Consider the following 22,381-nt stretch of genomic DNA (forward strand, 5'->3'; position numbering starts at 1 on the left):
CGCGGGCCTTCCGATATCGTCACACCGCCGTGACCTGCACACTCACGACGTCACCGCGACTTTGCAATCGCCCTGCGTCGACGGGCAGAGCAGGAAATGAACGACCAGATCATGAAAGGGCTGGGGAGGAGGGCGTGTGACCACGGTTCCGTGGATACCCACCGGCCTGGTCAGGTCACTTGTGGACCTGCAGATGGCTGGCCCTTCACCGCGTCACTGCACGTCCGAGGACGGCGAGCTTGATGAACTGCTCCAAGGCCTCCCTGGCCTGTGCCCCGAGAAAACTCAGGCGCACATGTCTGTACTCGCGACGAGATGGTCGAGCGGACACTCCAGCTGTACAGAACGACGTCAAGTAATGCGCGGGGTGCAACGGCATTCGCTTCCGTCTCTTGCGGAAGGCCGCTGGGGCGATGCTCACCGAGGTGATCTACATCTGGATGCACATACGCGAAGACCCCGTTCTCAGCGTCTCCGCTGGTGACGGGGTCCTAGGGCACCTGATAGATGGTGCCCCCGGCAGGATTCGAACCTGCGCACACGGCTCCGGAGAGCACGCGCAAGACATGTGCGAATGTGCCGCTGACCTGCGTAGACGTCCTCTCAAGATCGCGTGATCTCGGGTCTCACGCACTGCTCACGCACGGCGCAGTTTCGATCAAGCTGAGTGATCACCAGCGACTCGCGCTCCACCGTTGTTGGCAGGCTGGAACACCCCCAGTGTTTCAGCCTCGGAACCCGGACAGTCGGACAGTCGCCTCCATGGGGTGTCCGGGGAATTTGTGCAGGTCAGCGCTCTAACCGGACAGTCGGACACATGGGACACTAATTGCCATGCGAGGTGCTGCCGACCGCGTGGCACTCTTGGCAGCGAGCAAGAGGAGACAGCGAGAGGAGCCGAAGTGCCGGAGGCCAGTCCCCGCGGTACCTACCTGGTCATCTCTGAGAAGCTGCGGCAGCGGATTGACGCGGATGAGTCCGGCGAGGCGCTGCCGTCCGAGGCTGACCTGATGCGTGAGCACGACGTCTCCCGCAACACGATCCGCCGAGCGCTGAAGGTGCTCGAAGCTGAGGGCCTGGTGCAGTCCGCTCCCGGGGTCGGCTGGCGCATCGTGCGGGGTGGCGACCGTCGCTCGCTCGCCGAGCGGATGAGCGACCTGATCATCGAGGAGTCTCTGTCTGTGGGGGACCCATACCCCTCGGAAGCGCAGCTCTGCGAGCGGTTCGGCGCTTCCCGTACGGCTGTACGCCGCGTCTTGGCACAGATGGAGGGAAACGGCTTGCTCGACACCGTCCATGGCAAGGGGCGCACCGTGCGCGCCCTCCCGAGCCGAGCCGTCCGGCCGTAGCCTTGGCCACCATGGAACTCACTGAGTGGGCGTATGCGCTCTCCGAATCGTTGCTGTCCGACCCGCTCCCTCGCCGGTGGGCGCATTCCTTGGGCGTGGCCAAGCGCGCTCGCTCTCTGAGCCCGATCCTGGTGCATGACGCCGAGCTGTTGGAAGCCGCCGCTGTTCTGCACGACATCGGCTACGCGCCGGCCATCGCGGTTACGGGATTCCACCCGCTCGACGGAGCACGGTTCCTCCGCGATCACGAAAAGGCGGACGACCGAGTCGTCCGCCTCGTTGCCCATCACTCCTGCGCTCTTCTCGAAGCTGAGGAACGCGGACTGAGGCATGAGCTGGAGGGGGAATTCAGCCTGGAGCGCCCCCATCTCGTTGACGCACTCCTCTACTGCGACATGACGACCACGCCGGACGGGGAACAGACAACCCCGGCCGATCGGCTTGACGAAATCGCGCAGCGATACGGCCCGGATACGATCGTCGGTCGATTCATTCAGCGCGCAGCCCCGGAGATTCACGCTGCCGCACAGCGTGTCGAAGAACGCTTGGCCCAGGTGTCGGCCAGCGGTCAGCCGATGTAGGGTTCGGCCCGCGAAGTGTCGAGGCCATGCCTGATACGCAGCATCATGGACGGGTGAATTTCGAGGCCGTCAAGGTCCGCTGGGTCAACCCAGCGGACCTCTTTTGATTCGCTGCTGATGCGGAGAGAACCGCCGACAGGGTGGGCGCGGAAGCAGATGGAGAACTGCTGTCGGACCTCGCCGTCGTCGTACGCCATGACGTGCTCGGGGTCCGTGTAGAGGCCGACGATGCTGTCGACCTCAACCTGGATGCCCGTTTCCTCGAACACCTCACGGACGACCGTGTCACCGATCCGTTCCCCGATGTCGTGGCCCCCGCCGGGCAAGGCCCACAAGTCGTTGTCGGTCTTGTGGATGAGGAGTAGCCGCCCCGAGTCGTCGCGGACGATTGCCGTCACCGAGGGGACCACGGAATTGGCCTTCGGTGCGTTCGGGTCACGGAAGTAGTCGATACGGCCCATTAGTGCGCGCCTTCCCAGTCGGCAGGTGAGGAGATCGGTCGGGCGGCTTCCCAGACGCGTTCAACGCTTTCGGCATATGCGTCAAAGAGTTCGCCGCCTGGAACTCGTTGCAGATGCAGTACCGGGGCCATGTAGGCCCCGACGCCGTAGATGTGACCGTTCGCCAGCATCTCGTCATCCGCCCGGTAGATGGAGTTGTAGAGGGTCGTGCTGTGGAGACGGAATTCCACACCGGGAAGACCGAAGAGCGGACCGTAGTTGATGAGGGCGTTTCGGATCTTCCCTGCCATGGCAGAACCGATTCCCTCGTCTTCTCCGCGCACTGCCACCGCCGGCGACGTCGGCTCGCCGAGCATGAACCGGATGGGCACGCCGTCCGCTGACTTCTCCTTCACGATCCTGTGAAACGTCGCGTCTTCCGTCAGCCAGAACCCCGAGTAGACGAGCACGTCGAATCGTCGCATCGCCTTGGCGTAGACGTCCGTCCAAAGCGTCTGCGGCACCACCGAACGGTGCGGGTAGAGCCTGACCAGCTCAGCATTGCCGGAGGCCGTGACGTCGGCTGACGTGCGTTCGTCCGGCCACAGGTAGGACACCTCGCACTTCAGGAGCGAGGCGGTCGCGTACTGGAAGCGCCGGTACGGCTTGCGGTCGGGGTCGTTGATCCAGCGTTCGACCGTCTTCGAGGCGACGCCGAGCCGTTCCGCCACTTCGTCCAGGGTCAGGCCCAAGTCCACGATGGCGGCGCGCAGTCGTTCGTTCGCCACATCAACCTCCGCCTGTGCGGGACGACTTGGTACGACTTCACGCTAGCCAAGACGGACCCGAGTCGTACAGGTGCGAAGTCGAGTGTCGCCCTCGCCAGGGCGAATCTGATGGTGCATCGAGCGCGAGGGGCTCACCGACCTCCATGAAGCCGAAGGGCTTGACGGAGCGAACCTCTCTCTGCAAGATGAGGAACAGGTGCTACATGTACCTCTCGCCCGGCACTGCCGGAGCGGCTGCGCATTGACAACTCCATGGGGATCACGCCGCCTCTCCTCGGCCAAGTAGGCGGCCACACGGGTCCGACCCCCGTGTGAGGTACAGCGCAACCAAGCCTTTGCGGCGCTTCGGCGCCGCGGCCCCGGCCAGCCGCGACGGTGGCGGATCGAATCCGCTCCGGGGCACTGCGGGGCGACCGTCTCTCACCACGTCACGACCACGGTCGCTCCGTCCGTCGCACTTCCCATGTCCCTTCGATACAGGAGCGCTGCTATGCGTGCCTACATCGGCGGTCATCAGGCCGTCTCCGTGAACGACTTCATCGAACTGGCCCTGGGCACACCGCCTGAGCTGTGGCTCGGGGTGGAGGGCGAGAGCGAGGAAGAGCGCGCGGCCCGGCTGGACGCTGCGCGCGACATCCTCGCCGACAACCCCGGTCTCCCGGACGACGTGACTCGCGTCGTCGCCGAGGTGATCGAGGCGCACGCCCCGGAGCTGTTCAACGTCGTCCCGCTGGCCCGCCCGACCGGGCGCCGCCGGCCGTCCCGGAAGGGAGCGGCGGCATGACCTGCACCCCTCGTTGCCCGGCCGCTCACCCCGACGACCCGACGCCCTGCGAGGGTCCGGCGGTCGTGACCGTGCTGGACGCCCACAACGCCGGGGCGGACGGCTGCCAGCACCACGCTGCCCGGCTGCTGGCCTCACTGGAGGGCGGCAGGGTCTACCCCCTGCCCGACGCCCCGGCAGGCGCCGCCATCCGGGTCTTCACGGCCGCGGACACCCTCCCCCCGTTCGCCTGGTACGAGGACGCGCCGCGCACGCAGCCGAGCCAGTTCAGCCGCGCCGAGAACCGCCGCAAGGGGGTGGCGGAATGACCACCATCGCGACGGCACAGAGCGCCGAACGCCCGGCGGTACCGCCGCTCACGCGCCCGGAGACCGGCCTTGCCGGGATCGGCGCTGCTGCCGCGGCCGGGGTCGGCGCGCTCGGTCTCATCTCCTCCTTCGACGCCGTCTCCGCCGCTGCCGCGCGGTGGGGGTTCGGCGAGCCGTGGATGCTGCCGATCGGTATCGACGTGGCCATTCCGGTGTTCACCGTGGCCAACCTGCTGCTGATCCGGCTGGACATGGCGTTGGCATGGGTCCGGTTCGTGCCCTGGGCACTGACCCTGGTCACCTGTGGGCTGAACGTCGCCGCCGGCCACACGCTGTGGGCGAAGGTCGCGCACGGCACGATGCCGCTGCTGTGGGTGGTGTTCTCCGAGATCGGCGCGCACGTCTACGCCGTGCGCATCGGCGCGGTGACCGGCCGCCGTATGGAGAAGATCCGGTTCTCCCGCTGGCTGCTGGCGCCGCTGTCGACGTTTGCGCTGTGGCGGCGGATGACGCTGTGGGAGGTCACCTCCTACACGGCCGCGCTCGCGTTGGAGCGGGAGCGGCTGTTGGCCCGCGCGGACCTGCGCGAGCGCTACGGCCGCAGCTGGCGCAGGAAGACGCCACGGCGTGAGCGCGTGTTGCTGCGGTTGGGTGAACTGGCCCCGGCCGCCGCGAACGTCGCCGACGCCACGGAGCCGGAGCCGGAGCCTGACCCGGTCCCGCAGGAGCTGAAGAGCGAGGCACCCAAGCCGCCGCGCAAGCGGACCGCCAGGAGTAAGGCCAAGCCTGCGCCGCGCTCGGTGGCCGATCTGCTCGCCGAGGCGCGCACGGCCACGGCCGACTGGAAGGACGACGCGATCAACGCCGAGGCGCTGCGCAAGACGCTGCACTGCGGCTCCGGTCCCGCGCGGCAGGTGCGTGACGCCCTGCTCGCCGAGCGGGCCGACGGCCGCACCCTGCGCCCTGTCGAGGCGCCCGCAGCCGACGCCGAGCCGGCCGAGGACGGCAGTGAGGGGGCGGCGGCATGAACACCCTGGTCACGGTCCTGCTCGCGGTGCTGCCGCTGGCCGCCGGGTGGGCGGTGCACGTGCGCTGGCTCACCCGCTGCCTGAACACCGCCCGCCGCGACCCGCTCACCGGGCTGCGCACCCGCGACGGCTTCACCCGCCGCGCTCAGATCCTGCTGAAGGACCCCCGCGCGGTCGTGGTGCTCGCCGACGTCGACAAGTTCAAGCAGATCAACGACACCTACGGGCACGCGGCCGGTGACGCGCTGCTGAAGGCGACCGCCGACCGCCTGGCCCACCACGTCGGCCGCTCGGGGGTTGCCGGGCGGCTCGGGGGTGATGAGTTCGCCGCCGTGCTCATCGACGACCACGGCACCGCCGCCGACATGCTCGCCGTGCTGCACGGTGTGCTGGGCCGCCCGGTCGACGGACAGGACCCGGCCGTGCGCACCACGGTCTCCCTGGGCTGGGTGCGCGCTGCGGACTTTCCCGGTGACGACCTGTCCGCGTTGCTGCGGCGGGCGGATGAGGCGATGTACGCCGCGAAGCAGGCCCGCACGGGCGCCCGCCGGGCCGGTCTGGGGCGGCTGTTCGCCACCCTCGCCGGGCGCCGCGCCGGCCGTACCGGCGCCCGCACGGACGCCCCGGTCGTGGGGGTGGCGGCATGAAGTCGCAGCCGCTCGCCGCGGTCGACGTCTGGCGCCCGGTGATGGAGGCGGCGGGCTACCGCTGCCAGTGCACCGGGAGTTGCGGCAACGACCACGCCAAGACCGATGGCCGCTGCCCGCGCGAGCACGACGCCTACACCAGCAAGCACGGCCACCGCATCCGCCTGATGGCCGCGCCCGCCGACCCGCTCACCCCGCACGCCAAGGCGGTCGCGCTGCCGGTGGGGGAGCTGCGGGCCTGGTGCCCGGAGTGCCACACCGCCGCCGCCCGCCGTGCCCGCAGCGCGGCGCCCGTCGACGACGCGCCCGGCCTGTTCGACCTCTGACCTGGAAGGAGTTCAGGCGTGAGCCTGACGTTCACCGATCTGTTCTGCGGCGCGGGCGGCTCTTCCACCGGCCTGGTCGCCGCCGGGCTCGAACTGCGCCTGGCGGCGAACCACTGGAAGCGCGCCGTGGAGACCCACGCCGCCAACCACCGCGATGCAGACCACCTGTGCGCCGACATCAACAACTACGACATGCGGCGCCTGCCCAAGACGGACATCCTGTGGGCCTCGCCGATCTGCACGGAGATCTCTCCGGCCGGCGGCAGGCGCCGCACGCACGGCCAGCTCGCCTTCGAGCTGGAGGAGTACGGCCGGGTGGAGGACGCCGGGTGGGAGCGCACCCGGGCGACCGCCTACGACGTCATCCGCGCGACCGAGGTGCACCGCTACGCGGCCGTGCTGTGTGAGAACGTGCTGGAGTTCGTCGTGGACTGGGAGCTGTTCGACTGGTGGCGCAAGGGGATGGAAACCCTCGGCTACCACTCCCAGATCGTCTCCGTCTCCTCCGCTCACGTCGGCGACGCGTTCAACCCGCCCGCACCGCAGTGGCGGGACCGGATCTACGTCGTCTTCACCCGCCACGACGTCCCCGTCCCGGACCTCAAGCCCGCGCCACTGGCCTGGTGTGCGGAGTGCGCTGAGGACGTGCACGCGGTGCAGACGTGGCGCAACGGCCGCCGGGTGGGCAAGTACAAGCAGCAGTACGACTACCGCTGCCCCAACGCCGCCTGCCGTCACACGATCGTGGAGCCGTACGTGCGCCCGGCCGCGAGCATCATCGACTGGTCCAACCTCGGGGTGCGTATCGGCGACCGGCCCGCCCACGGGCTGCGCCCGCTGGCAGCGAACACGGTCAAGCGCATCCGCGCCGGCCTGGACCTGCTCGGTAGTCGGCGGATGGTGCTCACCGTCAACCACAGCGGGCACGACGGCCGGGCCGTCCCCGCCGACGCCGCGCCGCTCGCCGCCCGCACGGTCAAGATCGGGGATGCGGTGCTGGTGCCGACGGGCGGCACGTGGAACAGGCAGCCGACCCACGCGGGTGAGCCGATGCGTACCCGGCTGGCCAACCCGAAGGGGTTCGAGGCGCTGCTGACTCCGCCGCAGGCGGACGACTCCTTCATCGTCACCCTGCGCCGCAACGCCACCGCCCGCCCGGTCGGCGAACCGGTCGACACCGTGACCGGGCAGGGGCGTCACCACTGGCTGGTCATCCCGTACCGCAACGCCGCCGCCAAGTCGGCCGGCCAGCCGCTCCACACGCTCGGCACGAAGGACTCCGCCGCCCTGCTCGGTCCGGCGCCGGAGCTGGAGGACTGCCACTACCGGATGATCCAGCCGCGCGAACAGCTCCTCGCCCAGCGCTTCCCGGCGGACTACATCGTCCACGGCAACAAGGGCGAACAGACCATGCAGGCCGGAAACGCCGTGTCCTGCAACGTCGCCCAGTGGATCGGCGACCGCGTCGCCGCCGCCCTCGCCCGCACCGCCGCCCACGCCGCCTGAATCGAAGAGCGATCCAGGGACCGGATTCCGGTCCCTGGTGCCCTCATACGGCGCTGACCATCGCAATACAGGCCCGGCCGCCCACCTTCCACAGCACGCGGCCGGGCCCGGCATCCCTCCCAGAGAGAAGGAACCCTCAGTGAAGCATCCCGACGACGACGAACTGTTCAACCGACTGGAAGCCGAGATGGCCGCCGACTCCGGCGGCGAGGTGGTCGACCTGAACAAGGCCCGGTCGGCCCGATCCGAGTCGCCCGACCCGACAGCCCGACCGGGCGCCGACCGGTCGGCCCACTCCCGCCCCGGCGAGTCGGGCACGGAGTCGGCCGACCCGACCACGGCCGTAATGGTCGACTCGCCGACGCTGAAGGCGGCCGGGCCGGGCTACCTCGGTCGGCTCGCCGCCGCGCAGCGCCGCCCGGTGCTGCCGGCGTGGCTGCGCTCGCTCGCCGAGCTGCGGACGGCGTCGGCGTGGGTCGCTCGCCACTACGCCCACGTGGCCGGGTACCACGCGCTGCGTGCCCCGGTGTACGCTGCCCGGCTCACCCTTCAGGCCCCGACCGGCGCGGCCCGGTTCGTCGGGGGCACGATGCGGTGGGTGGCCGACCGCGAGGGCGAACCGGTCCGCCTCGCCGCCGTGCGCCGCGAGGACGCCGCGGAGTACCTGAAGCTGTCGCGGCAGCGCGACGGCCGGGTACGGCTGCGGACCCTGGTCACCGTGCTGGGGATGTTCGTCGGGTTCGGTCTGGCCCTGGCCATCTACGTGCTCGCCCCCGACTGGCTTCAGGCGGTCTCGGTGAGCGCGGTGGTGCTCGCCCTCGGAGCAGCCGGCCGCCGCGCGGATGAGCCGGTCATCCACCGGGCGGTGGAACTGCCCAAGGCGACCAAGCTCACCTCGGACATCGTCCTGCGCGCGCTCGGTTCGCTCGGTATCTCCGCCATCAGCCAGGCTCAGGCCAAGGGACGGGACGGGTTCGAGTTCACCGCCCCGATCACCCGGGACGGCCCCGGCTGGCGGGCCGAGGGCAACCTGCCGTACGGCGTGACGGTCACGGACATCATCGAGCGGCGCGAACGCCTCGCCTCGGGTCTGCGCCGCCCGCTGGGCTGCGTGTGGCCGGAGGCCGTGCCGGACGAGCACACCGGGCACCTGGTGCTGTGGGTGGGCGATCAGGACATGAACAAGGCCAAGAAGCCCGCATGGCCGCTGGTCAAGTCGGGCACGGTGGATCTGTTCAAGCCGGTCGCCTACGGCACCGACCAGCGCGGACGCTGGGTCGAGGTCACGCTGATGTACATCGCGGGCGTCATCGGCGCCATCCCGCGCATGGGCAAGACGTTCCTGCTGCGTCTGCTGCTGCTCATTGCCGCCCTCGACCCACGCGCGGAGCTGCACACCTACGACATGAAGGGCACCGGCGACCTGGACCCGGTCGGCAACGCCGTCTCCCACCGGCACGCCGCCGGCGACGACGACGAGTCGATCGCCTACGCGCTCGCCGACTTCCGCGCCCTGCGCGAGGAACTGCGCCGCCGCACCAAGGTGATCCGGTCCCTGCCGCGGGACATCTGCCCCGAGTCCAAGGTGACCAGCCAGCTCGCCGACAAGCGGTCGCTCGGACTGCACCCGATCGTGGTCGGGGTGGACGAGTGCCAGGTGCTGTTCGAGCACCCCGACCACGGCAAGGAGTTCGAGGAGATCGCCACCGACCTGGTCAAGCGGGGACCTGCGACCGGCATCGTGGTCCTGCTGGCCACGCAGCGCCCGGACGCCAAGTCGCTGCCCACCGGCATCAGCGCGAACGCTTCCGCCCGGTGGTGCCTCAAGGTCATGGGCCAGACCGAGAACGACATGGTGCTGGGCACCTCGCAGTACAAGCGCGGGGTGCGCGCCACCATGTTCGCCTGGGGTGACAAGGGCATTCACTACTTCGTCGGCGAGGGCGCCGACGCCCGTATCGTCGCCTCCGTCTACGTCGACGCCCCCGGCGCCGAAGCGATCGCCGCGCGCGCCCGCAAGGCGCGCGAGAAGGCTGGACTGCTCTCCGGCCACGCGCTCGGGGAAGCCCCGGAGACGGTGACCGGGCCGTCCCACGACCTGCTCGCCGACATCCTCGCCGTCGTCCCCGCCAGCGAGGCCAAGGTGTGGTCCGAGACGGTCGTGGCCCGGCTCGCCGAGCTGCGGCCGGAGGTCTACGGCGGATGGGACCCCGACGGGCTCGCCGCCGCCCTGAAGCCGCACGGCGTCTCCACCATCCAGGTGGGCCGCCGCGTGGACGGCAAGGTCGTCAACCGGCGCGGCATCGACCGCTCCCACATCACCTCCGTAGTTGCGGAGCGTAACGGAAAGCGGGACGCGGGCTGAGCCTTCGGGGCCGCTAACGATAGCGGCACGCCCCGCTAACGTTAGCGGCCCCGCTAGCGCCCCAAATCGCCTTTGATCAGGCCGCTAGCGGATAGCGGCCCACCTGCGGAAACCCCTGAGAACCCGCCCGGAGGGCCCCCGGTGACCCCCATCCTCCTTGCTATCGCCTGCCTGTTCGTCGTCACGCTCGGTTACGGCGGACTGTGTGCGGCCTCGCCGTTCGGCGACTGCCGCAAGTGCCGCGGCATGGGCCACGAACTCAAGACCGACCGCAAGGGACGGCTCAAGCGGGGCAAGGACTGCCGCCGCTGCAAGGCCACCGGCAAGCGCATCCGCGTCGGCCGCTGGCTCTACAACCGCTGGGCGCGCATCTACCGCGCCGGAACCGACACCCCTCGCCCGGAAGGCTTCCGATGATCCTCAATATCTCCGCCGTGCTGCTGTTCGGCGCCGCGTCCGCGTTCGCCGTCAAGACCAAGTCGGCCGGTGGCGGCGCCGCCCTGGTGCTGTTCCTGTTCGGCTTCTTCAGCGCCGGAACCGGCGCCTACGAGCCCATCCACAACCTCGTGCAGGCGTCCGCCGACGCCATCGCCCAGCTCGGCAAGTGACAGGAGACCGAGTCGTGAACGAACACGTCCCCGTCGTGCGGCCGGACACCGTGACCGCTGCCGCGTACGACCCGGCATCGCTGGAGCTGTACGCCCCCGCCCCGGCCGCCGTCGAACTGGCCGCCGACCGCGGCCCCGTGGTGTGGGTGCCCGACGCCTACGGCCGCATGGTCCCCATGCCCAAGCACCTCGCCCCGCCGCCCATACCCATGCCGGAGCCGCGAGACCTGACCCCGCTACCGCTGCTGGACCCGATCGCTCAGCGCTTCGTCGGCGCCGGGATCGGCGGAGGCGCCCTCGCGGCCGGCGTCGGCTGGGGCGTCGGCGAGGTCATCAACGCCGTCGCCGGATTCACCTCCGGCGCCGCGATGTGGATCGCCCTCGCCGTGCTTGCGTGGCGCATGCCTGTCCGTGCCATCACCGACGGTCGGCGCGGCAGCACTGTCCACATCCGCAAGGCCGTCATCAAGCGCAACCACTTCCACGGCTGACGTTCACCGGCGGCGCCGCTTCCTCGGGCGCGTGGCCGCGTGCTGGTCCCAGAGAAACCAGGCGATCACTTGAGCGATCAGAAGCGGCGACACGGTCCACAGCACCGACGCCCAGCTCTGCCCTGGCAGCAGGCTCACGAGCGCACCCATCCCCGCGAAACCCAGCACGCGCACGCCAATCTCAGACACGTGCCGCGTCCAACGACGTTCCCCCGGCCCTGCCGAAACGTCACCGGGCTCTTTCACTTGTTCCGTCATGCCACTCGCCCCCGAGAAAAGCGCAACCGTCCCCACGGCTCGCTGAGCCAAGGGCGGCCCCACCTCGCCAAAGACCGGGCCGCCCTGACCATCCAGCACTGTCACAAAGAACTGGAGACCTTCCAGCATGACGCAACCCATCCCCATCCGGCGAGTGGTCGACTCGCCGCCGCGCATCCTTGGCGCTCTGCGCCGGCGCGACACCGGCAGCGACCCGTGGGCCCCCGACGGCTACAGCAACGAACCCCCGTTCTGATCCCGCCAGGAGAGCCGTGTTCGAGATCCGCGTCATCTGCGACCCGGACGACGCCGACCGCGTCAGCGCCGCGCTGGCCGCCGCGTTCGCCACCGGCCCGGCACGCCAGTACCCGACCCGCGACGGCCGACGCACCCGGCTGTACGTCACCGCCGACCACCGCACCCCCGACACCGCCAAGACCACCGAAAGCGAGTGATCCACATGTCCGTGGGAGAGACCCCGCTCACCGTCATCGGCAACCTCACCGAGGACCCCGAACTGCGCTACACCCCAAGTGGCGCGGCCATGGCCAAGTTCACCGTCGCCTCGACACCGCGCAGCTACGACAAAACCACCGGCCAGTGGCAGGACGGCACCGCGATGTTCCTGCGCTGCACCGCGTGGCGCGACCTCGCCGAGCACGTCGCCGAGAGCCTGACCAAGGGCGCGCGTGTCGTCGTCACCGGCCGCCTGCGCCAGCACAACTGGCAGACGGACCAGGGGGAGAACCGCTCCATGCTCGCCCTGGAGGTCGACGACATCGGCCCCTCGCTGCGCTTCGCCACGGCCAAGGTCACCCGCGTCCAGCGCAACGGCAGCGCGCCCGCCCCGGCCCGCGACGCGTGGAACACGGGCGCCCCCGCCGCGACCGGCCCGGCCACGGGTGGATGGGGCACGCCGCTGGCCGGTGACGAGCCGCCGTTCTAGACACGCCCGGGGCGGCTGCCTCTCACCACAAGACCGCAGCCGCCCCGGTTCTCCGTGTCCCTTCGACAGAACAGGAGACCCCCAGAATGCCCTACCTGGACGGCCCTGCACAGCTCGCCGCTGCACTTGACGCAGCGTCGCGGGGCTGGCACGTCTTCCCCCTCATCCCCGGCGACAAGCGCCCCGCTGTCCGCGACTGGGAGAACCGCGCCACCACCGACGCGAAGCGCATCACCCGGTGCTGGACGCACGCCCCGTACAACATCGGCATCGCCACCGGCCCCTCCCGCTTGGTCGTCGTCGACCTGGACACCCCCAAGGACACCGATGACACCCCGCCGGCCGCGTGGGCCGAGTCCGGCGTGACCGACGGGGCCGACGTGCTCGCCGTCCTGTGCGAGCGCCACGGCCAGCCGTTCCCGGCCGACACGCACACCGTGCGTACCGGTCGCGGCGGGCTTCACCTGTACTTCGCCGCACCCGAGGGCGAGGAACTGCGCAACACACAGGGCAAGCTCGGCTGGAAGATCGACACCCGGGCAGGCGGCGGCTACGTCGTCGCCGCGGGCAGCGTCGCCCTGACCGGGCGGTACACGACTGCCTACCGCAGCCTTGTGGCGCCGCTGCCCGGTTGGCTCGCCGAGCTGCTTCGCCCGGCCCCGCTGCCCCCGCAGAAGCCGGTTACGGTCCCGCTGACCACGCGCGACCGGCGCGGCAAGTTCCTCACCGCCGCGCTCAACGCCGAGTTGACCCGCGTCACCACCTCCGGCGAACACCAGCACAACAACGCGCTGTACATCGCCGCCGTGGCGCTGGGACAGCTCGTTGCCGGGGGAGAGCTGGACGCCTACGAGGTGACCGAGAAGCTCACCGAGGCCGCGCTCAGCGTCGGCCAGGGCGAGCGCGAGGCACACCGCACCATCGCTTCCGGCCTGCGGGCCGGAGCCAACCGCCCCCGGAGCGTCGCGGCATGAGCGCCAACCCCATCCCCCCACTCCACCTGTACTCCGTCCCCACGGACCCCGGCGCGGCCCCCGAGGCACCGGTCAAGCGGGAGCGTCCCCGCACCGCGTGGACCGCCGATCAGCTCATGGCCGCCCACTTCCCGGAGCCGAAGTGGGCCGTGCCCGGCATCCTCGCCGAGGGCGTCAACCTGCTCGCCGGACCGCCCAAGGTGGGCAAGTCCTGGCTCTCCCTCGGGATCGCGCTCGCTGTCGCGGCCGGCGGGCACGCCTTCGACTCCGTGCCCGTCCAAGGCGGCCCGGTCCTCTACCTCGCCCTGGAGGACACGCCGCGCCGTCTCCAGACCCGCATGGGCAAGATCCTTGGCGGGCAGGCGGCCCCGGCCGGGCTGACCCTGGTCACCGAGTGTCCGCCCTTCCCTCAGGGCGGCAGCGAGGCCATCGCCGGGTGGCTGGACCGCAACCCGGACGCCCGCATGGTCGTCATCGACGTGTTCGCCAAGATGCGTGGCCCCGCCCCGCAGGGCGTCTCGCAGTACGACGCGGACTACGTCGCCGTCGGCTACGCCAAGCGGATCGCCGATCACTACGGCATCGCCGTGGTGCTCGTGCACCACGTCCGCAAGGCAGGCTCGGACGACTTCCTGACGGAGGTCTCCGGCACCAACGGCATCGCCGGAGCCGCGGACGCCACGCTCGTGCTGAAGCGGGCGCGCGGGCAGGCGGACGGCATCCTGCACGTCACCGGCCGCGACGTCGACGAAGCCGAGTACGCCCTGAAGTTCCAAGCCGCCTCCGGCGCCTGGCAGATGCTCGACGGCCCGGCCAGCGACCACACCATCGGCGACACCCGCGCGGCCATCCTCCGGTACGTCCGGGAGAACCCCGGCGTCCGGCCGCGGGACATCGTGGCCGCGCTGCCGGACATCGACGCGGACACTGTCCGCCGCTACTGCTCCCGCATGGCGGAGGCGGGACAGCTTACGAAGGGGGCCGGGGGTCGCTACTACCCGGACACCTCGCCCCCGGAGGTGTCCTAGGTGTCCGACTGTCCGATCACCCTGCCTGACCTGCACGGACGGGCCGGACACCCCCAGACCCGCAGTGTCCGACTGTCCGGCCCTCGCCACGCCAACGAATCCGGGAAGGGAGTGGAACGTGGCGCGTGACGAAATGCTCACCATCTCCGAAGTCATCGAGGAAATCGGAGTTCCTCTGTCGACCTTCCACCGTTGGCGCCAACTGAGGAAAGGGCCGAAGGCAATCAAGCTTCCGAACGGCTCTGTTCGCATTCGCCGTTCCGAGTTGGACCGCTGGATTGCCACGCTGGAGGAGACCGCGTGAGCAATCGCACGAACAGTGCGCCCGGGGGCGCTCACAACAGTGAGCGCCCCGACGGGAGCGAAGAACGAACCTTCTCGACCGACGTCCGTGTCTGGAAGGTCAGTAAGGTGTCCAGCAAATCGGCTCCGTACCAACTCCGTTGGATCGTTGCCGGTAAACGGCGTTACGCATCCTTTCCTACCTCCGCACTCGCCGAGAGTCGCCGATCCGAACTGTGGCAAGCAATGCGGAGGGGTGAGGCTTTCGATGTGGAATCGGGCCTGCCTGAGTCGGAAGTGCGACAGGCTGAAGCGGCGGCAGTCGCAAAGGCTCAGGCGAAAGCAGATCCAACCTGGTGGGAATTCTCGCGCGAGTTCATGAAGCGCCGTTGGCGTACCGCCGCGGCAAAGACGCGAGAGGGTTTTGCCGACAGCCTCGCCGCTGCGGCCCTCGGAATGCTGAAGGACGCGGCGGGTGCACCGGAACTCCAGGCAGTGAGACGTGCCGTGAGGTGGTCCGTCGTACCGGCTCACGAGAGTGAGGAACCTCCGCCGGACCTGGAAAAGGTCTGCGCGTGGCTAGCGGAGAACTCCCTCCCACTCTCAGCGCTTAAGGAGTCCGGCATCGCCGAAGACGTGCACTACCGACTTGCCTATCGACTTGACGGGAAGTTGGCCGCCAAAGACACCTACAAGCGGCGGCGGCGCTGCTTCAACGCGGCCATGGCGTACGCGGTGCAAAAGGGCTACCTGGACGAGAACCCGATCACCAACATTGAACGGCCCGCTACTGCCGCCAGGGGCTCGATCGATCCACGGGTTCTCATGAACGCCGTACAGGGGCGGGAGTTCCTTACCGCCGTCTCCTACGTCGGATCGGTGCACAGGAACCGGGGGAGACGGCTGGTCGCATTCTTCGGCTGCATCCTGTACGCCGCGATGCGCCCGGCGGAGGTCGTGGGGCTACGACTCGATGACTGCTATCTGCCGGAGAAGGGTTGGGGGGTGCTCACCCTTCGGGAGACGCGCCCCGTGTCGGGCAAGAAGTGGACGGACACCGGCGAACGGCACGACAAGCGAGGGCTGAAGATGCGGGACCCCGAGGCGGACCGTCCGGTGCCGATTCCGCCCGTCCTTGTGGCGATGCTCCGAGAGCACGTGAAGGAGTTCGGTACCGCAGCCGATGGTCGGTTGTTCCAGAACGAGCGGGGCGGACTGGTGGGCACGTCCAGCTACTGGCGCGTCTGGCAGGAGGCTCGCCCCCTCGCGTTCCCGCCGCACAAGGTCGCATCGCCGCTCGCTCGGAAGCCGTACGACGGGCGCGCGACCTGCATCACGGACTGGCTCCGCTCCGGCCTCCCCGTGGCGGAGGTGGCGCGACGCGCCGGCACCTCCCCGGAGGTCATCGACCGCCACTACGCGGGTCTGGTCGACAACAGCGAGGAGGAGAACAACAGGAAGATCGAAAAGACCATGGGTTGGGGGCCGTCGGGTGCCGAGTGAGCCGCGCGTGGATCACGCACTCCTCACGCACAACCAGTGAGAGAGAGTGAGAAAGGGCGGGAGTCAGTGAGACTGACTCCCGCCCTCTTCTGTCGACATCCGCCCTGGTCAGGTCTCGTTTCAACCTTCTGACCGGCGAGTGCCCCCGGCAGGATTCGAACCTGCGCACACGGCTCCGGAGGCCGTTGCTCTATCCCCTGAGCTACGGGGGCGTGTCGGTCGCGGTGATCGCGGCGACGGGTAGAACACTACCAGTTCCCGGGGGGTGGTCATGAACCGGTTTCCCACCAGAAGCCCTGCCCGGGTCCACCTCGTGGGCCCCGTGTCGCTCGTGCGGGGTGGAAGTCGGGAAAACCCGGACGCGGTGGCCGGTGCGGACCTACTCTCGAGTTGTGCCAGGCGCATCGGGCCGGGTGCTTGTTGTGGACGACAACAAGGTCATCCGGCAGTTGATCAGGGTCAACCTCGAGCTGGAGGGCATCGAGGTCGTGACCGCGGCCGACGGTGCCGAGTGTCTTGAAGTGGTGCATCGGGTACGGCCCGACGCCGTGACGCTCGACGTGGTCATGCCGAGACTCGACGGGCTGCGCACCGCCGCACGGCTGAGGGAAGATCCGCTCACCCGCCACCTGCCGCTCGCCATCATCAGTGCCTGCAGCCGGCACGAGGTGGAGAACGGGCTCGACGTGGGGGTCGACGCCTTCCTGCCCAAGCCGTTCGAGCCCGGTGAGCTGGTGCGGCTCGTGCGGCAGCTGCTGAGCGGGCGGCCGGCGCCGGGGCGGGATGGGGCCCGGATCAGGAGGGGGCCGCGCATCCCCGTCACCGGCGACGGGGACGTCGTCGGGGAGAGCGAGACGGCCGCCGGGCACTCCGGGGCGTGAGAACCTCCCCCATACGACTACGTCACGTACGACTACGTCACGTCTACGTCGCATACCCGGCGCTCCAGACAGTCCGCATCCGGCGCTGAGAGCGTCCACATCTCGGGACCCCGCCCAAACCGGCTCGCATACCCGCCCCCCTCCTCGCCTACGCTTGTCCCGTGACCCCCGTCGAGCTCTCCCGCACCGTGCTGCGCGCGGTGCGCTGTGCTGTCGACGAGGGGGAACTGAGGGTGGCCGTTCCCGAGCGTGCTCAGGTCGGGCCGCCGGGGCCGGGAGGGTGCGGGGACTACGCCACCAGCATCGCCCTCCAGCTGGCCAAGCCTGCCGGACAGCCGCCGCTGCGGGTGGCGGAAGTACTGCGGTCGCATTTGCTGCGCACCGGTGCCGTCGCCGACGTCGTCGTCACCGGGCCCGGGTTTCTCAACATCAGCCTGCCGGACGACGCCACGGCCGCCCTGGTCGAAGAGATTCTGCGGGCCGGTGTGCGTTACGGGCACAGCGACGCCTTCGCGGGGCAGGTCTTCCGGCTCAGGGCGCCGGACGAGGTCCGTGCCGTCACGTACGTCGACGTCCTGGCCCGGATTCTGCGGTCCCAGGGTGCTGTCGTCCGTGCCGAGGGCGAGAGCGGGAACGGAAGCGGCGGCCTTCGGCCCGAACGGCCCGACTGGGTGGACGTGCTCGGCCTTCGCCTCGAAAGCACCGAAGAGCGCAATGAACCTGCTACTCCCACCACCCCCCAGGTCCACACCCTCCCCATCCGCCCCGTCCCCGCCCCCGGCGACCCCCTCCCCCTCGGCCGGGACGCCGGCCGCTGGGCGCTGCTGTACCCGGCGCCGCACGACCGCCCCCCTCTCACCGCCGAGCATCTGAGCCAGCGCGAGGGCAACCCCCTCTTCCGTGTCCGTTACGCGCACGCCCGTACCCGGGCCCTGCTGCGCAACGCCGCCGACCTGGGGTTCCGGCCCGAGCCGGGACCGGTGACGGACCCGGCGGCACCGGAGCTGCTCGCCGTCCTCGGCGACCACCCCCGCATCCTGCGGGCCGCCGCCGACCGGCGTGCGCCCGACCGACTCGCCCGGCATCTCGTCACCGTCGCCGATGCCCTGCAGCCGCTGCTGCCCACCGTCCTGCCCCTCGGTGCGGAGAAACCCTCGGCCGCCCACCGTGCCCGGCTGGCCCTCGCCGAAGCCGCCGGGACGGTGCTGGCCGGCGGCCTGTCCCTGCTCGGCATCGACGCACCCGACCATCTCTAGGAAGCCCAAGACCCGTCATGAGCCGTTCCGCACACCCCGCCGGGCCCCGTCACGCCGACGTCCTCCCCGAGGGGCACTACCTCGCGCCCCCCGCCGATCTGAACGCCCTCGACGCGAAGGTGTGGGCGCAGACCGTCACCCGCAACGCCGACGGTGTCCTCACCGTCGGCGGTATCGACGTCAAGCGGCTGGCCGAGGAGTTCGGCACCCCGGCCTACATCCTCGACGAGACCGACTTCCGGGCCCGGGCACGGGCCTGGCGCACCGCCTTCGGCAACGACGCCGATGTGTTCTACGCCGGCAAGGCGTTCCTCTCCCGCGCCGTGGTGCGGTGGCTGAACGAGGAGGGGCTGAACCTCGACGTCTGCTCCGGCGGTGAGCTGACCACCGCGCTGTCCGCCGGGATGCCCGCCGAGCGGATCGCCTTCCACGGCAACAACAAGTCCGCCGACGAGATCGAGCGGGCCATCCGGGCCGGTGTGGGGCGGATCGTGCTCGACTCGTTCCTGGAGATCGCGCGGGTGGCGCACATCGCGCAGTCGCTGGGCAAGCGGCAGCGGGTGCAGATCCGGGTCACGGTCGGTGTGGAGGCGCACACCCACGAGTTCATCGCGACCGCACACGAGGACCAGAAGTTCGGCATTCCGCTGGCGGACGGGCAGGCCGCCGAGGCGGTGCGGCGGGCACTGCAGCTGGAGGGGCTGGAGCTGATCGGGATCCACAGCCACATCGGGTCGCAGATCTTCGACATGTCCGGCTTCGAGGTGGCGGCCCACCGGGTCGTGGGGCTGCTGAAGGACATCCGGGACGAGCACGGGGTCGAACTGCCCGAGATCGACCTCGGCGGCGGGCTCGGCATCGCGTACACCAGCGACGACGACCCCCGTGAGCCGCACGAGATCGCCAAGGCGCTCACCGAGATCGTCACCCGTGAGTGTGAGACCGCGAAGCTGCGCACCCCCCGGATCTCGGTGGAGCCGGGGCGGGCCGTCGTCGGGCCGACCGCGTTCACGCTGTACGAGGTCGGGACGATCAAGCCGCTGGACGGGCTGCGCACGTATGTGTCGGTCGACGGCGGCATGTCGGACAACATCCGTACCGCGCTGTACGACGCCGAGTACAGCGTGGCGCTGGCCTCCCGCACCTCGGACGCGGGGCCGATGCTCAGCCGGGTGGTCGGCAAGCACTGCGAGAGCGGTGACATCGTGGTGCGGGACGCCTTCCTGCCGGCCGATCTGGCGCCGGGTGACCTCATCGCCGTACCGGCGACGGGGGCGTACTGCCGGTCGATGGCCAGCAACTACAACCATGTGCTGCGTCCGCCCGTCGTCGCGGTGAAGGACGGCGAGGCGCGCGTGATCGTCCGGCGGGAGACGGAGGAGGATCTTCTCCGGCTGGACGTCGGATAGCGGCCGGGAAACATAGCGGCCAGAAAACAGAACAGGGTCGGCGAGGGCCGCGGTGAAGGATCTTGGTAAAAGATCTGCGGTCTTCGAGGCTGTGAAAATGAAATACATGTCTCACGATCCGGACGAAGGGCAGAAAGTCCCGTCCGGTGAGTGAGACTGGTGCAACCGAGACGGTAATCAGGAAACGAGGTCGGATGATGCGTACGCGTCCGCTGAAGGTGGCGCTGCTGGGCTGTGGAGTGGTCGGCTCAGAGGTGGCGCGCATCATGACGACGCACGCCGACGACCTCGCCGCCCGCATCGGCGCCCCGGTGGAGCTCGCCGGGGTGGCCGTACGGCGGCCGGACAAGGTGCGCGAGGGCATCCCCGCGGAGCTGATCACCACCGACGCGACCGCGCTGGTCAAACGCGGCGACCTGGACGTCGTCGTCGAGGTCATCGGCGGGATCGAGCCCGCCCGCAGCCTGATCACCACCGCCTTCGAGCACGGCGCCTCCGTCGTCTCCGCCAACAAGGCCCTGCTCGCCCAGGACGGTGCCGCGCTGCACGCCGCGGCCGAGGAGCACGGCCGGGACCTCTACTACGAGGCCGCCGTGGCCGGTGCCATCCCGCTGATCCGGCCGCTGCGCGAGTCCCTCGCCGGTGACAAGGTCAACCGCGTCCTCGGCATCGTCAACGGCACGACGAACTTCATCCTCGACAAGATGGACACCACGGGGGCCGGCTACCAGGAGGCCCTCGACGAGGCCACCGCGCTGGGCTACGCCGAGGCCGACCCCACCGCCGACGTCGAGGGCTTCGACGCCGCCGCCAAGGCCGCCATCCTCGCCGGCATCGCCTTCCACACCCGGGTGCGGCTCGACGACGTCTACCGCGAGGGCATGACCGAGGTGACCACCGCCGACTTCGCGTCCGCGAAGGAGATGGGCTGCACCATCAAGCTGCTCGCCATCTGCGAGCGGGCCGAGGACGGCGCGTCCGTCACCGCGCGCGTGCACCCCGCGATGATCCCGCTCAGCCACCCGCTGGCCTCGGTGCGCGGCGCGTACAACGCCGTCTTCGTCGAGTCCGACGCCTCCGGGCAGCTGATGTTCTACGGCCCCGGCGCGGGCGGTGCGCCCACCGCCTCCGCGGTGCTCGGCGACCTCGTCGCGGTGTGCCGCAACCGGCTCGCCGGGGCGACCGGACCCGGCGAGTCCGCCTACGCCGCGCTGCCCGTCTCGCCGATGGGCGAGGTCGTCACGCGGTACCACATCAGCCTGGACGTGGCCGACAAACCGGGCGTGCTCGCCCAGGTCGCGACCGTGTTCGCGGAGCACGGTGTCTCGATCGACACGGTGCGCCAGCAGGGCAAGGACGGGGAGGCCTCCCTCGTCGTCGTCACCCACCGTGCGTCCGACGCGGCCCTCGGCGGCACCGTCGAGGCGCTGCGCAAGCTCGACACCGTGCGCGGTGTCGCCAGCATCATGCGGGTTGAAGGAGAGTAGCCAGCAATGACCCACCAGTGGCGCGGAATCATCGAGGAGTACCGGGACCGGCTGCCGGTATCCGACACCACGCCGGTCGTCACGCTCCGCGAGGGCGGCACGCCGCTCGTGCCCGCGCAGGTGCTCTCCGAGCGCACCGGCTGCGAGGTCCACCTCAAGGTCGAGGGCGCCAACCCGACCGGGTCCTTCAAGGACCGCGGCATGACCATGGCCATCTCCAAGGCCAAGGAGGAGGGCGCGAAGGCCGTCATCTGCGCCTCCACCGGCAACACCTCGGCGAGCGCCGCCGCGTACGCGGTGCGCGCCCAGATGGTGTCTGCGGTGCTGGTGCCGCAGGGCAAGATCGCCCTCGGCAAGATGGGCCAGGCCCTGGTGCACGGGGCGAAGATCCTCCAGGTCGACGGCAACTTCGACGACTGCCTCACGCTGGCTCGCGCGCTGAGCGAGAACTACCCCGTGGCGCTGGTCAATTCGGTCAATCCGGTGCGTATCGAGGGGCAGAAGACCGCCTCCTTCGAGATCGTGGACATGCTGGGCGACGCCCCCGACATCCACGTCCTGCCGGTGGGCAACGCGGGCAACATCACCGCCTACTGGAAGGGGTACCGCGAGTACGCCGCCGACGGCCCTGCCACCCGCACCCCGCGCATGTGGGGCTTCCAGGCCTCCGGTTCGGCGCCGATCGTGCGCGGCGAGATCGTCAAGGACCCCTCGACCATCGCCACCGCCATTCGCATCGGCAACCCCGCCTCCTGGCAGTACGCGCTCGCCGCGCGCGACGAGTCGGGCGGTCTGATCGACGAGGTGACGGACCGTGAGATCCTGCGGGCCTACCGGCTGTTGGCCTCGCAGGAGGGCGTCTTCGTGGAGCCCGCCTCCGCCGCGTCGGTCGCCGGTCTGCTGAAGGCCGCCGAGCAGGGCAAGGTCGACCCGGGCCAGCGCATCGTGTGCACCGTCACCGGCAACGGCCTGAAGGACCCCGACTGGGCCGTCGCCGGCGCCCCGCAGCCGGTCACCGTCCCGGTGGACGCCGCCACGGCGGCCGAGCGGCTCGGGCTGGTCTAGGGCCTGTCGTTTGGATCAGCCCGCGGGCGCGGGGTCTGGCACGCGCATCTGCGGCGTTGTCGTCGGTTGCC

Annotated in this window: 27 protein-coding genes and 1 tRNA gene; 24 read left to right on the forward strand and 4 right to left on the reverse strand. The window is 70.1% G+C overall.

Features of this window, described 5'->3' with window-relative positions; translation table 11 throughout:
• Positions 1–902 precede the first annotated feature (902 nt).
• The gene (locus ABD198_RS27510; RefSeq protein WP_344006879.1) at positions 903–1,349 is read left to right on the forward strand and encodes a GntR family transcriptional regulator; all 447 of its coding nucleotides are present in this window, start codon (positions 903–905) and stop codon (positions 1,347–1,349) included.
• Between the two features lie 11 nt (positions 1,350–1,360).
• Complete coding sequence (locus ABD198_RS27515) at positions 1,361–1,930, forward strand: HD domain-containing protein (protein ID WP_344006881.1); 570 nt, start codon at positions 1,361–1,363, stop codon at positions 1,928–1,930.
• Here ABD198_RS27515 and ABD198_RS27520 read toward each other — a convergent pair.
• A complete protein-coding gene (locus ABD198_RS27520; protein ID WP_344006884.1) occupies positions 1,918–2,391 on the reverse strand; it encodes an NUDIX domain-containing protein in 474 nt (157 codons plus the stop codon). The two genes, ABD198_RS27515 and ABD198_RS27520, sit on opposite strands and share 13 nt — an antisense overlap.
• A complete protein-coding gene (locus ABD198_RS27525; protein WP_344006886.1) occupies positions 2,391–3,158 on the reverse strand; it encodes a helix-turn-helix domain-containing protein in 768 nt (255 codons plus the stop codon). The genes ABD198_RS27520 and ABD198_RS27525 overlap by 1 nt, the downstream gene beginning before the upstream one ends.
• 490 nt (positions 3,159–3,648) lie before the next feature.
• Here ABD198_RS27525 and ABD198_RS27530 point away from each other — a divergent pair, with 490 nt between their 5' ends.
• The 10 genes from ABD198_RS27530 (at position 3,649) to ABD198_RS27575 (ending at position 11,221) form a co-directional block, all read left to right on the forward strand.
• Positions 3,649–3,942: a hypothetical protein gene (locus ABD198_RS27530; RefSeq protein WP_344006888.1), complete on the forward strand. Its 294-nt coding sequence runs from the start codon at positions 3,649–3,651 to the stop codon at positions 3,940–3,942.
• Entirely contained in the window at positions 3,939–4,250 is a 312-nt protein-coding gene (locus ABD198_RS27535) for a hypothetical protein (RefSeq protein WP_344006890.1), read from the forward strand. Before ABD198_RS27530 ends, ABD198_RS27535 begins: the two co-directional genes overlap by 4 nt.
• Complete coding sequence (locus tag ABD198_RS27540; RefSeq protein ID WP_344006892.1) at positions 4,247–5,278, forward strand: DUF2637 domain-containing protein; 1,032 nt, start codon at positions 4,247–4,249, stop codon at positions 5,276–5,278. Before ABD198_RS27535 ends, ABD198_RS27540 begins: the two co-directional genes overlap by 4 nt.
• Positions 5,275–5,925 carry a GGDEF domain-containing protein gene (locus ABD198_RS27545; RefSeq protein ID WP_344006894.1) on the forward strand — a complete coding sequence of 217 codons (651 nt, stop codon included), beginning with the start codon at positions 5,275–5,277 and terminating at the stop codon, positions 5,923–5,925. The genes ABD198_RS27540 and ABD198_RS27545 overlap by 4 nt, the downstream gene beginning before the upstream one ends.
• Positions 5,922–6,251, forward strand: a complete 330-nt coding sequence (locus ABD198_RS27550) for a hypothetical protein (protein ID WP_344006896.1) — start codon at positions 5,922–5,924, stop codon at positions 6,249–6,251. The genes ABD198_RS27545 and ABD198_RS27550 overlap by 4 nt, the downstream gene beginning before the upstream one ends.
• A gap of 18 nt (positions 6,252–6,269) precedes the next feature.
• Entirely contained in the window at positions 6,270–7,757 is a 1,488-nt protein-coding gene (locus ABD198_RS27555) for a DNA cytosine methyltransferase (protein ID WP_344006898.1), read from the forward strand.
• A gap of 139 nt (positions 7,758–7,896) precedes the next feature.
• Entirely contained in the window at positions 7,897–10,122 is a 2,226-nt protein-coding gene (locus ABD198_RS27560; protein ID WP_344006900.1) for a cell division protein FtsK, read from the forward strand.
• Positions 10,123–10,263: 141 nt separating this feature from the next.
• Positions 10,264–10,539 (forward strand): hypothetical protein, encoded by a 276-nt coding sequence (locus ABD198_RS27565; RefSeq protein WP_344006902.1) that lies wholly within the window; start codon positions 10,264–10,266, stop codon positions 10,537–10,539.
• Positions 10,536–10,730, forward strand: a complete 195-nt coding sequence (locus ABD198_RS27570) for a hypothetical protein (RefSeq protein ID WP_344006904.1) — start codon at positions 10,536–10,538, stop codon at positions 10,728–10,730. Before ABD198_RS27565 ends, ABD198_RS27570 begins: the two co-directional genes overlap by 4 nt.
• 14 nt (positions 10,731–10,744) lie before the next feature.
• Positions 10,745–11,221, forward strand: coding sequence for a hypothetical protein (locus ABD198_RS27575; protein ID WP_344006906.1), 477 nt, complete (start codon positions 10,745–10,747; stop codon positions 11,219–11,221).
• Positions 11,222–11,224: 3 nt separating this feature from the next.
• Here the strand turns inward: ABD198_RS27575 and ABD198_RS27580 are convergent, their stop codons facing one another.
• Positions 11,225–11,608 (reverse strand): hypothetical protein, encoded by a 384-nt coding sequence (locus tag ABD198_RS27580; RefSeq protein ID WP_344006908.1) that lies wholly within the window; start codon positions 11,606–11,608, stop codon positions 11,225–11,227.
• On the opposite strand from ABD198_RS27580, the gene ABD198_RS27585 reads away from it, so the two are divergent.
• The 7 genes from ABD198_RS27585 to ABD198_RS27615 all read left to right on the forward strand — a co-directional run bounded on the left by ABD198_RS27585 (position 11,607) and on the right by ABD198_RS27615 (position 16,212).
• Entirely contained in the window at positions 11,607–11,735 is a 129-nt protein-coding gene (locus ABD198_RS27585) for a hypothetical protein (protein WP_344006910.1), read from the forward strand. The genes ABD198_RS27580 and ABD198_RS27585 overlap by 2 nt on opposite strands.
• A gap of 16 nt (positions 11,736–11,751) precedes the next feature.
• Complete coding sequence (locus ABD198_RS27590; protein ID WP_344006912.1) at positions 11,752–11,934, forward strand: hypothetical protein; 183 nt, start codon at positions 11,752–11,754, stop codon at positions 11,932–11,934.
• Positions 11,935–11,939: 5 nt separating this feature from the next.
• A complete protein-coding gene (locus tag ABD198_RS27595; RefSeq protein ID WP_344006914.1) occupies positions 11,940–12,425 on the forward strand; it encodes a single-stranded DNA-binding protein in 486 nt (161 codons plus the stop codon).
• An 86-nt stretch (positions 12,426–12,511) separates the two neighbouring features.
• Positions 12,512–13,399: a bifunctional DNA primase/polymerase gene (locus tag ABD198_RS27600; protein ID WP_344006916.1), complete on the forward strand. Its 888-nt coding sequence runs from the start codon at positions 12,512–12,514 to the stop codon at positions 13,397–13,399.
• Positions 13,396–14,427: an AAA family ATPase gene (locus ABD198_RS27605; protein ID WP_344006918.1), complete on the forward strand. Its 1,032-nt coding sequence runs from the start codon at positions 13,396–13,398 to the stop codon at positions 14,425–14,427. Before ABD198_RS27600 ends, ABD198_RS27605 begins: the two co-directional genes overlap by 4 nt.
• 133 nt (positions 14,428–14,560) lie before the next feature.
• A complete protein-coding gene (locus tag ABD198_RS27610; RefSeq protein WP_344006932.1) occupies positions 14,561–14,731 on the forward strand; it encodes a helix-turn-helix transcriptional regulator in 171 nt (56 codons plus the stop codon).
• Positions 14,728–16,212: a tyrosine-type recombinase/integrase gene (locus ABD198_RS27615; RefSeq protein ID WP_344006920.1), complete on the forward strand. Its 1,485-nt coding sequence runs from the start codon at positions 14,728–14,730 to the stop codon at positions 16,210–16,212. The genes ABD198_RS27610 and ABD198_RS27615 overlap by 4 nt, the downstream gene beginning before the upstream one ends.
• A 140-nt stretch (positions 16,213–16,352) precedes the next feature.
• On the opposite strand, the gene ABD198_RS27620 is transcribed toward ABD198_RS27615, so the two are convergent.
• Positions 16,353–16,424: transfer RNA gene (locus ABD198_RS27620), tRNA-Arg, on the reverse strand.
• A 180-nt stretch (positions 16,425–16,604) separates the two neighbouring features.
• Between ABD198_RS27620 and ABD198_RS27625 the strand changes: the two genes are divergently transcribed.
• The 5 genes from ABD198_RS27625 to thrC all read left to right on the forward strand — a co-directional run bounded on the left by ABD198_RS27625 (position 16,605) and on the right by thrC (position 22,310).
• Positions 16,605–17,093, forward strand: a complete 489-nt coding sequence (locus tag ABD198_RS27625) for a response regulator (RefSeq protein WP_344006922.1) — start codon at positions 16,605–16,607, stop codon at positions 17,091–17,093.
• A gap of 161 nt (positions 17,094–17,254) precedes the next feature.
• A complete protein-coding gene (gene nrtL / locus ABD198_RS27630) occupies positions 17,255–18,349 on the forward strand; it encodes an ArgS-related anticodon-binding protein NrtL (protein ID WP_344006924.1) in 1,095 nt (364 codons plus the stop codon).
• Between the two features lie 17 nt (positions 18,350–18,366).
• Positions 18,367–19,758 carry a diaminopimelate decarboxylase gene (gene lysA, locus ABD198_RS27635; protein ID WP_344006926.1) on the forward strand — a complete coding sequence of 464 codons (1,392 nt, stop codon included), beginning with the start codon at positions 18,367–18,369 and terminating at the stop codon, positions 19,756–19,758.
• Between the two features lie 194 nt (positions 19,759–19,952).
• Positions 19,953–21,245: a homoserine dehydrogenase gene (locus ABD198_RS27640; protein ID WP_344006928.1), complete on the forward strand. Its 1,293-nt coding sequence runs from the start codon at positions 19,953–19,955 to the stop codon at positions 21,243–21,245.
• A gap of 6 nt (positions 21,246–21,251) precedes the next feature.
• Entirely contained in the window at positions 21,252–22,310 is a 1,059-nt protein-coding gene (gene thrC, locus ABD198_RS27645) for a threonine synthase (RefSeq protein WP_344006930.1), read from the forward strand.
• The last annotated feature ends 71 nt before the right edge of the window (positions 22,311–22,381 follow it).

Source organism: Streptomyces thermocarboxydovorans (assembly GCF_039524635.1).
Taxonomy (GTDB): Bacteria; Actinomycetota; Actinomycetes; order Streptomycetales; family Streptomycetaceae; genus Streptomyces; species Streptomyces thermocarboxydovorans.